Source organism: Hydrotalea sp. AMD, from assembly GCF_004100315.1.
GTDB lineage: Bacteria > Bacteroidota > Bacteroidia > Chitinophagales > Chitinophagaceae > Hydrotalea > Hydrotalea flava.
Genome location: NZ_SCKY01000005.1, coordinates 137,376 through 150,626, shown reverse-complemented (window position 1 = coordinate 150,626; position 13,251 = coordinate 137,376). Strand labels below are relative to the sequence as shown.

General features: G+C 36.8%; 9 protein-coding genes. 4 read left to right on the top strand and 5 right to left on the bottom strand.

The window, feature by feature from the left end; translation table 11 throughout:
• Positions 1-87: 87 nt before the first annotated feature.
• Complete coding sequence (locus EO766_RS04820) at positions 88-2,850, top strand: outer membrane beta-barrel family protein (RefSeq protein WP_287100784.1); 2,763 nt, start codon at positions 88-90, stop codon at positions 2,848-2,850.
• A 60-nt stretch (positions 2,851-2,910) separates the two neighbouring features.
• A complete protein-coding gene (locus tag EO766_RS04815; RefSeq protein ID WP_287100783.1) occupies positions 2,911-3,651 on the top strand; it encodes a GLPGLI family protein in 741 nt (246 codons plus the stop codon).
• A 54-nt stretch (positions 3,652-3,705) separates the two neighbouring features.
• On the opposite strand, the gene EO766_RS04810 is transcribed toward EO766_RS04815, so the two are convergent.
• The 4 genes from EO766_RS04810 to EO766_RS04795 form a co-directional block, all read right to left on the bottom strand.
• Positions 3,706-5,562, bottom strand: coding sequence for a glycoside hydrolase family 13 protein (locus tag EO766_RS04810; RefSeq protein ID WP_218330695.1), 1,857 nt, complete (start codon positions 5,560-5,562; stop codon positions 3,706-3,708).
• Between the two features lie 22 nt (positions 5,563-5,584).
• Positions 5,585-6,940 carry an SLC45 family MFS transporter gene (locus tag EO766_RS04805; protein WP_218330696.1) on the bottom strand — a complete coding sequence of 452 codons (1,356 nt, stop codon included), beginning with the start codon at positions 6,938-6,940 and terminating at the stop codon, positions 5,585-5,587.
• A gap of 90 nt (positions 6,941-7,030) precedes the next feature.
• Positions 7,031-8,314: a glucose-1-phosphate adenylyltransferase gene (locus tag EO766_RS04800; protein WP_074420454.1), complete on the bottom strand. Its 1,284-nt coding sequence runs from the start codon at positions 8,312-8,314 to the stop codon at positions 7,031-7,033.
• A gap of 55 nt (positions 8,315-8,369) precedes the next feature.
• Positions 8,370-9,785, bottom strand: a complete 1,416-nt coding sequence (locus tag EO766_RS04795) for a glycogen synthase (protein WP_074420455.1) — start codon at positions 9,783-9,785, stop codon at positions 8,370-8,372.
• A gap of 147 nt (positions 9,786-9,932) precedes the next feature.
• Between EO766_RS04795 and EO766_RS04790 the strand changes: the two genes are divergently transcribed.
• Positions 9,933-11,546 (top strand): MFS transporter, encoded by a 1,614-nt coding sequence (locus EO766_RS04790; protein WP_074420456.1) that lies wholly within the window; start codon positions 9,933-9,935, stop codon positions 11,544-11,546.
• Between the two features lie 32 nt (positions 11,547-11,578).
• On the top strand, positions 11,579-12,553 hold the full coding sequence (locus EO766_RS04785) for an ROK family protein (RefSeq protein WP_074420457.1): 975 nt from the start codon (positions 11,579-11,581) through the stop codon (positions 12,551-12,553).
• 85 nt (positions 12,554-12,638) lie between these two features.
• On the opposite strand, the gene EO766_RS04780 is transcribed toward EO766_RS04785, so the two are convergent.
• On the bottom strand, positions 12,639-13,250 hold the full coding sequence (locus tag EO766_RS04780) for a low molecular weight phosphatase family protein (protein WP_074420458.1): 612 nt from the start codon (positions 13,248-13,250) through the stop codon (positions 12,639-12,641).
• Between the last annotated feature and the right edge of the window lies 1 nt (position 13,251).

The following is a 13,251-nucleotide window of genomic DNA, read 5'->3' as shown; positions in this document are numbered from 1 at the left end:
AATAACTAACCTTTGTTTAACCTGCATATTCCGGACTACAATTTATGCTTTTAAAATGAATTGAAGTTATTAACATGAACAGTGCTTATGAGAAAATTTTTGCCAATATCCATTTTGCTATTTGTTTCATTGCATTCGGCTGCACAAACCATCCGTATTAAAGGAACTATTTCCGATACTACTGCACATATCACATTATCCAATGCAGTTGTTGCAGTTTTAAGAGCCAATGATTCTGTTTTACTGCATTTTACCCGTACACATAAAAATGGAAGCTTTGAAATGAATGCAATACCTGCCGTAAAAAGTATTGTAATGGTGTCGTATCCGAATTATGCTGATTTTATTGATACACTGTTTATAAAACCGGGACAAATCCTTATTGATTTAGGCAATATTTATTTAGAAACAAAAGCCCATTTACTGCAGGAAGTGATTGTGCAACAACGGGTTGCTGCCATAAAAATAAAAGGTGATACTACCGAATTTAAGGCGGATAGTTTTCATACCGGCCCCAACGCGAATGTACAAGATCTTTTAAAACGATTACCCGGCATTCAGGTAAATGCCAAGGGTGAAATAACGGCACAAGGTGAACGGGTTAGAAAAGTATTGGTGGATGGGGAAGAGTTTTTTAGTGATGACCCTGCAGTTGTAACACAAAATTTAAGAGCAGATTATGTAGACAAAGTGCAGGTTTACGATAAAAAAAGTGAACAAGCCGTTTTTTCGGGTATTGATGATGGAGAAAAAACCAAAACCATTAATTTAACTTTAAAAGAAGATAAAAAGAAAGGCTATTTTGGAAAAGTAGAAGCCGGAAGCGATGCCACGCAATATCATTATGAAAAAGCCATGGTGAACTCCTTTCAAAAGAAACGAAAATTTGCAGCTTATGTTACCAATGATAACACACGTTACGAATCATTAAACTGGAACGAAAAAAGTAATTATGGTAATGACTTAAACAGAACTACCGATGTGCAGGATGATGGCAGTATTTGGATTAGCCAAATGAGTGATGAGTTTAGCAACGGCTCCGGCTTGCCTAATTCAACCTCTGCAGGTGCTACTTATGGAAATAAATGGAATGAAGACAAACAAAACATTAATGGCACTTATCAGTTCAATCATTTAAATATCATTGGTCAAACCAATTCCATTACACAGTATATTTTACCTGATACTACTTTTATTAATAAAGTGCAACAAAATGCCGACAACACCCGGCAAAGGCATCGGATGAATGCTGTGTATGAATGGCAGATAGATTCAACCAGTTCATTAAAAGTTACATTAACGGGTTCGCAGATTAAAAAGAACGACAATAACCTGTACACCGGCCAGTCAATTAGCCAGGAAGGACAAATTATCAATCAAACCGATAGAACCACTACATTAGATGGTACTGAAAATAATTTTTTAAGTAATTTTTTCTGGCGAAAAAAATTTAAAAAAGCTGGACGTACCATCTCTTTTAATGGAAATCTCAATTTTTCAGGCAGAAATAATACCGGCTTTTTAATAGCACAAAACAGCTTTTATGACAAAACCGGTTTTTTATCAACGGCACAAAATATTGATCAGTATAAAACCAACAATGAAAATCTTTCCGGGGTAGATGGTAAATTGGTGTACACAGAACCATTATGGAAAAAAACATTTTTAGAACTCAATTATCGTTTTGGCTTTTCAGGTAATGATGCGCAAAGAAACACCTTTGCAAAAGATAGTATTAATGGGAAATATGATATTGGTGTTGATTCGCTGACCAATCATTTTAAATACAACATCAATAGCCAGTCTGGCGGCGCCACTTTCCGGTACAATGCAAAGAAATTTAATTTTTTTGCAGGTTCCGGTATAGGTATAACTACATTCAATTTAAATGATATATTGCAAAATACCCATCGTACTATTCAGTTCACCAATTTTTTGCCCACAGCGGCCATCAACTTTACTCCTAAAGCACAAAGAAAAATAAGTTTAACCTATACGGGTTCTATCCGAAACCCTACCCTGATTCAAATTCAGCCATTCGTTGACAATACCGATCCTTTAAATATTAATATTGGCAACCCCAATTTAAAACAGGAATTCAATCATCGCTTTCAATTATCAGTATCAGATTTTAAAGTTTTAAAAAGCAGAAATATTTACATTAGTGGAAATTTTAATTTAACAAACAATGCCATCAGCTCATCAAGTGTGGTAGATAGTTCAGGCCGAAGAGTGAATCAGGCGGTAAATGTAAACGGAAACTATAGTGGCAATATTTTTATGTTCTATAGTTTTGAAATAGTACCTACATGGATTGCCGGATTCAGCAGTACACCGGGCATAAATCGGTATATCAATTTTATTAACGGTGAAAAAAATATTAACGACAACCGAAATATAAATATTGGGGTTTATTTTGGCAGATGGAGCGCTAAGAAAGTAAATTTTTATGTAAATGCCGATTTTACCAGGAACTATTCCCGTTCATCCATCAGCCCTAACATTATTACCCGTTACTGGACATACACACCATACATTAACTTCACTGCCAAACTACCGGCTAAGTTATATTTTGAAGCAAACAGTAATATCACCATCTATCAAAAAACAAGTGTGTTTACCGGCAATGCAGATGTGTATCTGGTAAACGCATCCCTCAAAAAAACATTTACCAAAAATGATAACTGGGAGCTAAAATTTTCTGTGAATGATTTGCTGAATCAAAATAAAGGTATCAACAGAAATATCAGCAGTAACTTTATTGCGCAGACCACGCAACAAACTATTCAACGATATTTTTTGCTGAGTCTTGCTTATAATTTTAATAAAAATGGTAAACCCGCTCAGTAAAAAAATAGGTTGCATCAACTGTATTGAATCAACAATAAAAATAACCAGACGAAAATATTTATGAAAAACATCCTTTCTTTTTTTATACTCCTGCTATTGGCAATACAGGTATCTGCACAAGTCAATTTTATATATGCAGGAAAAATATATTATGAAAAACGGGTAAACCAATACCAGCTATTAGATATGGATAATGATAATGAATGGGCACAGCTGATGAAAAAAAATATGCCTAAAATAGTGGTGAACGATTATGTACTAAACTTTAATAAAAATTATAGCCTATTCCAACTCATAAAAGAAAATGATGATACCAAATATATTTTTGGCATGAAGCCCTCTGAGAATGATAAGATATGGAAAGATTTATCCAAAAACAGAATAGATATGCAGCGCGATGTTTTTGAACAGACCTATTTTTTACAAGATACACTACGACAATTAGAATGGCGTATTACCGGCGAAACCAGAGATATTGCCGGATTTGAATGTAAAAAAGCGGTTACTAAAATTTGCGATTCAGTATATGTTGTTGCATTTTATACCGATCAAATTCCGGTGAGCAGTGGCCCGGAAAGTTTTAGCGGATTACCAGGTTTAATTTTAGGCTTAGCCATACCACGATTGTATACTACCTGGTTTGCCACTAAATTAGAATTAACTGAACCTGCTGGCAGTATTGCTGAACCTAAATTAAAAGGTAAAATAACCAATTGGCTGAACCTGCAAAAGGATCTGAATAAAGGGATGAGTGACTGGGGAAAATCAGGCCCTAAATATGTTTGGAATGCATTATTATAAAATTGCCCGCAAGCAATTTTTGCTTCCGGGCAATGATTGGAAAAAAATCATGAATTATTTTTTCAATTCAATAACCATCAAAGTTTTTGGCATTACTTCAAAATTACTTTCAACAGTACTACCATTTGTTACATCAATCCCTTTTGTAAAACCCGCCGTGCGTTCCGCATAATTACTGAATTTTATTTTTTGAGATTTTTCATTGGTATTCATTACACACATAATGGTTTGGTTGGGTGTATATCTGAAGTACACATATAACCCATCTTTCGGCACATATTGCATTAACTTACCTGATGTTATTGCAGGTGATGTTTTCCTGAAATTTGCCAGCGTTCTGGTATATTGCTGTACCTCTAATTCCTCTTTTGAAAGTCCTTCTCCGGTAAATGCATTCTTCTTATCTCCTTTCCATCCACCCGGGAAATCTAAACGCACCCATCCATCCGGATTGGTAAATCCTTTCATGAGTACTTCAGTACCATAATACATTTCCGGTATTCCCCGGCAGGTTAACAACCAGGCAATACCCATTTTTTGTTTGGCAACATCTTCTTTCACTACTGAAAAAAAACGGGACAAATCATGATTGTCTAAAAAAATCACATTCCGCATGGGGTTTGTATATAAAAAATCTTTTGCCAGTGTGCTGTACAATCGGTTTACACCTTCCGTCCAGCCAAAAGGCTGATTCACTGCGGGTAAAATACCATCAAATAACATTTGAAAATCGGTTGCACCCTGTAAATTACTTTTAAAAGGTATTTGAATTTTATTATCAACAAAATAGGCCTGACTGGATACCCCATGCACCCATGTTTCGCCAAACATGGTAATTTTTGGAAATTCTTTTTCCAAAGCTGCATTACAACGGTTCATGAAATTTAAATCATTATAAATGTAAGTGTCAATCCGCCAGCCATCAACGCCAAATTTTTCAACACTCCAAATGGCATGTTGAATTAAGAAATTGGCTACATAAGGATTGTTTTGATTTAAATCGGGCATTTTTTCTGTAAACCATCCATCGCTGGTAATTTTTTTATCGATAGCAGCTGCATAAGGATCGTATAATGGTTGATCTTTATACGATGTTTGGGTAAATTTTGGCCATTGATGAAACCAGTCTTTAGTTGGTGGATCTAAGAAAAAGATGTTTTTACTGCCAACATGGTTGTACACTGCATCCTGAATTAATTTCATACCTCGTTTGTGTAGTTCATCACTCAGTTTAAGGTACATTTTTTCTCCACCTAATCTGGGTTCTATTTTATAATGATTGGTAAAAGCATAACCATGCTCGGTTCTGTTAGGTTCATCATTTTCAATAACCGGTGTAAGCCATAATGCAGTTACTCCTATATTTTTTAAATAATCCAAATGGTTGATGATTCCCTGAAAGTCGCCACCATGCCTTAAATAAATAGAATCGCGATTCAATGATTGGTCGCGCATGCCCGGAATTCGGTCATTGGTGGTATCGCCATTACTAAAACGGTCTGGTATAGCCAGATAAATAAAATCGGCGGCATTTACACCTTGCGCAAACTGTGTACCGTTACCCTTTCTTCTGGCATACAATGGCCATTGAAGCGTTTGTTTTGAATTGCCCGCCCAAAAAACGATAGGTACCATACCGGGTTTAGCTGCTTCGGTAATATTAATATCAACTGCTACATATGTTTTATTATCTAATGGATGTACTTTCAACAATTGTACACCCGGATAATTGATTTGAATTTGACCGGTTGCAATGGCATCGGGCGTAGCACTTTTAATGAGCAATTGAATTTGATGCTGCTGCATGCCTACCCACCAGTTGGATGGATAAACAGCTGCATCCTGTGCGCAGACTACTGAAGGAACAAATAGAACGAAGAGAACGAAATACCATAAATTGTTTTTGAGCATAACAGTATAATTTTAAAATCAATCAGGAATTTGTTGTTTTAATGACAGTTTTTGCGAAGATGCCGGCCAATATCATAGAAACACCTGCCAGTCCAATTACATGGATGGGTTTTTCTCCCAACGCTGTAAGTGCAATACCACCCAATAAGCCGGCAGCAATTTGCGGCACAGTAATGGTAACATTAAAAATTCCCATGTAAACACCGGTTTGTCTGGCAGGTAATGAAGCAGATAAAATTGCATAAGGCAAAGCCAAAATAGCAGCCCATGCAATGCCTACACCCAACATAGGCAGTAAAAGCCAATACTTATCGGTTATAAACATCATAGATATTAAACCAATTCCACCGGCCATTAATGAAAGCATGTAAGTATTTTTTCTGCCAAAGCGGTTCGCCAATGGAGTGAGTATCAGCGAGTATAAAGCAGCAAATACACTGTAGGCTGCAAAAATTACACCTGTCCAGTTTCCGGCTTCATTGTATTCCTTCGATTCCGGATTAGTGGTTTGCCAGATATGTTGTGCAATACCCTGTGTAGTGTACACCCACATTAAAAAAAGCGAAAACCAGGAAAAGAATTGCGTTACAGCCAATTGCAACATGGTAGCCGGAATGTTTTTAATTAAGGTTAGAAAACTAACTTTTTCTTTATTTTCATTTTCATCAATATTGTTGTATTGGGCATATTCTGCAGGAGGATATTCTTTTGTACGAAGCGATGTCCATAAAACACTTAACAACAATGCACCGCCACCAAAATAAAACGACCAGATAACGGTAGGGGCCACTTTCTGTCCGGGGCCCGGCTCATTGGCAACGCCTAATGTAGTTAAAATAAAAGGAAGCAACGATCCAAGAACAGCACCTGCATTAATTAAAAAGCTTTGGATAGCATAACCCTCGTTACGTTGGCTTTCAGAAACCATATCACTCACCAATGCACGAAAAGGCTGCATGGTTACATTAAAAGAAGTATCCATTAACAATAGCATGGTAGCCCCAAAAAAGAGCGGCGGCAACAATTCGGCAAAATGCTCAGAATTGGGCATAAAAAACATCGCCATTGCCGAAACAATAGCCCCACCTAAAATAAATGGAATTCTTCGGCCCAAACGAGTCCAGGTTTTATCGCTGGATAAGCCCACTATCGGCTGTACAAAAAAACCGGCTAAAGGTGCGGCTAACCAAAACAAACTTAAATGGTGCGGATCGGCACCAATAGCAGAAAGTATGCGGCTGGTATTGGCATTTTGCAAAGAATATCCAATTTGTACACCTAAAAATCCGAAACTGATATTCCATATTTGCCAAAAACGCAATCGGGGTTTGCTTGAGGAGACAGAATTGGAAGTAGCAGGGGTCTGGGCACTTGGCATGACAATCGTTTAAATTAATATGTATTTTTTACACAAATATAAAAATAGCAAAAAAACATCTTGTTAAAAAGATGTTTTTCAAACATACAATTATATTACAAAACCATCGGGTAAAATGGCGCCTTTTTTTACAACCACAATACCATCTTTAATGGTATATAAAGGATGATCCGTATTATCTAAGTGGCTACCTCCATTTATGCGTACATCATTACCAATGCGGCAGTTTTTATCAATAATGGCATTTTTAATATAGCATCTTTCTCCAATACCAATTTTAGGAATGCCTTTACTAACATTTTCTGCCATCACTTCTAAGGTTTCATAATAATCATTACCCATTATGTACGCATTTACAATAGTTGAACCATGCCCAATTCTAGCCCGAATACCTACCACACATTTTTCCATTCTACTGGCTAAAATGATGGAGCCATCTGAAATAATGGTTTTTTCTAAAGTGGTACCACTGATTTTTGCAGGTGGCAACATCCGGGCACGGGTATAAATAATTCTGCTATTGTCGAACAAATTAAACAATGGAATTTCTTCTGTAAGCGCCAAATTAGCTTCAAAAAAGGAATAAATATTTCCAATATCTGTCCAATATCCATCATACTGAAAACTCAAAACATTATATTTTGCAATAGATTGTGGCATAATTTCCTTACCAAAATCAGTGGCTTCAGGATATACTTCTTTCAACAAATTGTATAACACCTGCTTATTAAAAATATAAATACCCATCGAGGCTAGATAAACACGCCCCTGTTGTTGCATCTCTGCCCCTGTATCACTAATCCATTCACCCAATAATGCCGGTTTCGGCTTTTCTATAAATGAAGTAATACAGTTTGTTTCATCGGTTTTCATGATTCCAAACTCTGATGCTTCTCGTGCAGGAACTGGAATGGTAGCAATAGTAATATCAGCTTCTTTGGCTTTATGCGCTGCAATCATGGCATCAAAATCCATTTGGTATAATTGATCACCACTTAAAATTAATATGTAATCAAATTCTAAATTATCAATATGGCGTAGCGATTGGCGTACCGCATCGGCTGTACCCTGAAACCATCCCGGATTATCGGGTGTTTGTTCTGCAGCCAGTATATCTACAAACCCTGTACTGAAAGCACTAAAATGGTAGGTGTTTTTGATATGTTTATTCAACGATGCTGAATTAAATTGTGTTAATACAAACATGCGGTTGATATTGGAATTAATACAATTACTAATAGGTATATCTACCAACCGATATTTTCCTGCAATAGGTACCGCAGGTTTTGAGCGGGATGCAGTGAGTGGATATAACCGGGTACCTGCACCGCCTCCTAAAATAACGGCTACTACAGACTGACTAAGCGTTGACATAAAATTCAATATTTAAGGTTAGATGAATGTATATAAAATTGAGTATTCTAAAACATTACAAAACAGATTGGTATACCATAATGTATTCATTCACAGTTTTATCCCAACTATGATCAATATTCATCATTGTTTTGCGCATAAGCGATAGTTGCACTTTATCCTGATACACGCCTACAGCACGGCTTATAGAATAATAAATATCGTGAATACTGGCATGATTAAAACGAATGCCAAATCCTTCCCAATCGCCCATATCAATTACCGTATCCTGCAAGCCACCCGTACTGCGCACCATGGGCACAGTGCCATAACGCATGGCATACATTTGGTTTAAACCACAGGGCTCTACCCTACTGGGCATGAGTAAAAAATCGCCACCGGCATACATTTCATGCGATAAGGCTTCATTATAGCCAATTACTGCATGATAATATCCCGGATATAAATTATTCATCATACTCAACTGCCATTCAATGGCTGTATCGCCGGTACCAACAATTAAGAAAGCAACTGAATCTTTCATACCATGTAAAATAACCTTGATACTTTCAGGCAAAATATCGGCGGCTTTTTCTCCTACTAATCTTCCAATAAATATAACCAATGGAACTGCCTCATTTAAACCAAATTGCTTACAAAGTGCCTGTTTGTTTTTTTCTTTTCCTTTATCAACCGTTTTTACGTTATAATGATGTTTTAAATAGGTATCGGTATCGGGGTTCCAAACATCATTATCTATTCCATTTAAAATGCCAATACATTTCCCTTTTTCATATTCAAACAAGGCTTCTAAACCATTACTATTGTATTTTAATTCATTTAAATAGCTCCAGCTTACGGTGGTAACTTTCCATGCACATTTTATGCCACTTGCCAATGGGTTGATGGTATTATTCCAATCTAAATCACCCCATTTCCAACTATCATAAGCAGGTAACCAATGGCTTTTGTCCCACCCCATCCAACCCTGGTATTGTGCATTATGAATGGTAAGTATAGTAGGCACTGATTGGAGTTTTCGATAATCAAAACAATTTTTAACCATAAAAGGAATAAGCCCGGTATGGTGGTCGTGGCAATGGATAATATCGGGCCGGTGTTCCCAGGAACTCAACCAGTTTAAAATGGCAATTTGAAAGGCGAGATAACGGTAACTGTCATCATCATAACCATAAATTTTATCTCGATCTAATAAACCATTGATGTCAACTAAATATAAATCAAAACCTAATTTATGGGTAGCTTCCTTTATAATGGTGTAATTATAATAATGTCCGCCAATGGCTAAATATCCTTTTGCATCAACCTCCCAGCTGTTTTCATATAAGAATTTGGTACGGTGCATAGGCATTACCACTTTGGCATGATGCCCGGCTTTATTTTGGTATTTTGGCAATGCCCCAACCACATCGCCCAATCCACCAGCCTTTGCAACGGGATAGCATTCTGCACTTACATGAATTATTTCCATAGCAATCAATTAATTATCTGCTTGAAGTTAAGAATGAAATAGATACTAATGCATATTTTCAATTAATTTTTTAAGGATTACAAAATGTATCTTACTTTACAGCCATAATTAGCAACCCATTTTTTAAAAACTTATTTAACGATTGTTATGAACCAACCTGACGCTTCAAAAATTAAAACAAATGGAAGTGCCCTGGCCTCATTGGCATTGGTATTTTTTTTCTGGGGATTTATTGCTGCCTCTAACAGCATTTTTATTCCTTTTTGTAAAAGTCATTTTCATCTTTCGCAATTTGAATCACAGCTTATTGGTTCATCGTTTTATGGCGCTTATTTTATTGGCTCATTGTTGTTGTACCTTATCTCCAGCATGGTGGGGTACGATATCTTAAACAAGATTGGATATAAAAAAGGCATCATTTACGGACTACTCATTTCCGTTGTAGGCGCATTGGCCATTATACCTTCTGCCAATGCAAACTCATTTCCTGCAATATTGGTTTCTTTTTTTGTAGTGGCCTTAGGATTTTCATTGCAACAAACCGCAGCACAACCTTTTGCCATTGCATTGGGTGATCCTGCCACAGGCTCGCACCGCTTAAATCTTACCGGTGGTGTCAACTCTTTTGGAACCACACTGGGCCCCATTATTGTCAGTTTTTTTCTGTTTGGCTCAGTTGGAACAGCCATTGAGAATGTAACTGTAACTAATATCAATAATTTATATTTGATAGTAGCCGGCGTATTTCTAGCAGTGGCACTATTTTTTGCACTTTCAAAAAAATTACCCGACGGCAAAAATGAAGCAAAGTTTGAAGCTTCAAAAAATGCATCTAAATCTTTAATGATTCTTACCGGATTAATTATTGCCATCATTATTGTAGGGCAGTTAACCAACATTGAAAAATTACCATTACTGATTGTAACCTTATTCGTTGTTTTCTTTACCTTATTTTATTCAAACAACAAAGCCATAAAAAATAATGAAGGATGGGGCGCCATGAAATATCCGCAATTGGTATATGGCATGATAGGAATTTTTATATATGTAGGAACAGAAGTTACTATTGATAATAATTTTGGTGCTTTATTAAAAACCCCGGGTTACTTAACACAAATTGGTTTAGATGAAAGTAAAATTTCAAAATTTGTTTCGTTATACTGGGGTAGTTTAATGATTGGAAGATGGACAGGTGCTATTGGGGTATTTAATTTATCGAACATGGGTAAAAAAATTGCCACAATTGTTGTACCCTTTATTGCATTTGGCGTTGTGTTGTTTGTAAACCATTTATATGGAAATGATATTATGGAATTATTACCCTATACTATTTGTATAGTTATTGCCATTGCCGCATTTTTTTACGGGCAGGAAAAACCTGCAAAAACCTTATTAACACTGGCAGTATTAGGAACCATTTCTATGATTATTGGCACTACATTATCAGGTATTGTATCTGTGTATGCCATTATATTTGGCGGATTGTGTTGTTCGATTATGTGGCCTTGTATTTTTTCGCTGGGTGTTGCCGGATTGGGCAAATATACCAGCCAGGGTTCTGCCTTTTTAATTATGATGATTTTAGGGGGAGCAGTCATTCCTCCATTTCAAGGGGCATTGGGTGATGCCTTTGGTATGCATCCTTCCTATATTGTTGCCGCATGCTGTTTTGCTGCATTAGCATTTTTGGCTATTAAATTAAAATCTGTTTTAAAAGCACAGGGATTAGACTTTGATTCACAAGTGGCATCAGGTCATTAATCTATAATTATAATTTTTCAAAAGTATTATTCATGTCAACCTCAACTTCCACACTTGATTCATTGGCCATTGGTATAGATATTGGCGGTACCGGAACTAAATTTGGTATTGTTGACCGTTTGGGAAATGTTTTGTTTTCATCAGAAATCAGCACAAAGAAACACACTGAAATTGAAACTTTTATTGCAGACCTGCAACAAAATTTAGCTCCGCTTATTGAAAAAGCAGGAGGCATTGGCCGTATTAAAGGTATTGGTGTAGGTGCTCCTAATGGCAACTATTACACCGGCACAGTAGAATATGCGCCTAATTTACCCTGGAAAGGTATTTTGCCAATGGCAAAATTGGTTCAGGATGAGTTTAAGTTGCCGGTAGTATTAACCAACGACGCCAATGCTGCTGCGTTAGGCGAAATGATGTATGGCGCTGCCAAAGGAATGAAAGATTTTATTATGATTACTTTGGGTACCGGTGTGGGCAGTGGTATTGTGGCCAATGGTAAACTCATTTATGGTCACGATGGTTTTGCAGGTGAATTAGGTCATACCACCATCATTCCCGATGGCAGATACCATCCGGGTACCGGCAAAAAGGGATCTTTGGAAAGTTATGCATCAGCCACCGGCGTTACTACCACTGCACATGAATTGTTGGCCAATAGTAAAAGAGAAAGTGTTTTAAGAAAAATTCCGAAAGAAAAAATAGATTCTAAAAAAGTTTATGAAGCCGCTATTGCAGGTGATAGATTGGCTCAGGAAATTTTTGAATTTACCGGTAAAATTTTAGGAATGGCATTGGCAAATTTCATTATGTTCTCCAGCCCTGAAGCGATTATATTGTTCGGTGGACTTACCAAAGCCGGCGATTTAATTTTAAGCCCTACTAAAAAACATATGGAAGAAAACCTGATTCAGGTATTCCAAAACAAAGTAAAAATTTTGGTGAGTCACCTTAACGAATCAGATGCTGCCATTTTGGGTGCATCTGCCTTGGTTTGGGATATGTAATAGTAATATTGTAAAAAGGCTTTTGTTTTAATTCAATGGGATATCATTAAACACAACGATATCCTATTGTTGTTTCAATACTACACTATTTTACCAGCGAAAAAACATACAATGTTTCTAATGCAATTTGGCGGCATCGCTCATCATAAGCGGCTTCTTGCTGCGGCGTGCCATCAAACAATTTCGGATCTTCATAAGTAGTGGCAATTCTACCACCTGCCCCTGGAATAAACGGACAGTTGGCCTCTGCCTCACCACAAGTCATGATCGCTAGAAAGTTATCTTTTGGATTAGAAGGATGGTTATACACTTTAGAAAAACAGGTTGTACATGCTTCTTCACCATAACAAACTTTGTAAACCGGATTGTTTGGTTGACCATCTGAATGAATGATAAACCCCACTTTTTCTAATGCATGAATGGCATTGATATTAAAAGCAGTTGCCTCTGTTCCACCCGAAAAAGTATGGATATTGGGTATGCCATAATACTCAGCAGCTGTAGCTGCCCAAATCTGTCCAAAATGGCTTCGGCGTGAATTATGGGTACAGATATACACCAGATTTACCGATTTACCGGCAGCTCGTTGCTGCAACATGTAATCGCAGATTTTTGAAAGCAGTGGCTTTCTTTCTGCAGCAATAGAATGGAATTGTTGCGTTAATGTTTCGCAATAAGACTGAATAGTAGTATACATA

Bases quoted from the DNA above. Each gene is read 5' to 3' on its own strand.
- EO766_RS04795 (WP_074420455.1), bottom strand. From the start codon at position 9,785: ATGGAAATAATTCATGTAAGTGCAGAATGCTATCCCGTTGCAAAGGCT.
- EO766_RS04820 (WP_287100784.1), top strand. From the start codon at position 88: ATGAGAAAATTTTTGCCAATATCCATTTTGCTATTTGTTTCATTGCAT.
- EO766_RS04805 (WP_218330696.1), bottom strand. From the start codon at position 6,940: ATGCCAAGTGCCCAGACCCCTGCTACTTCCAATTCTGTCTCCTCAAGC.
- EO766_RS04800 (WP_074420454.1), bottom strand. From the start codon at position 8,314: ATGTCAACGCTTAGTCAGTCTGTAGTAGCCGTTATTTTAGGAGGCGGT.
- EO766_RS04785 (WP_074420457.1), top strand. From the start codon at position 11,579: ATGTCAACCTCAACTTCCACACTTGATTCATTGGCCATTGGTATAGAT.
- EO766_RS04815 (WP_287100783.1), top strand. From the start codon at position 2,911: ATGAAAAACATCCTTTCTTTTTTTATACTCCTGCTATTGGCAATACAG.
- EO766_RS04780 (WP_074420458.1), bottom strand. From the start codon at position 13,250: ATGTATACTACTATTCAGTCTTATTGCGAAACATTAACGCAACAATTC.
- EO766_RS04790 (WP_074420456.1), top strand. From the start codon at position 9,933: ATGAACCAACCTGACGCTTCAAAAATTAAAACAAATGGAAGTGCCCTG.
- EO766_RS04810 (WP_218330695.1), bottom strand. From the start codon at position 5,562: ATGCTCAAAAACAATTTATGGTATTTCGTTCTCTTCGTTCTATTTGTT.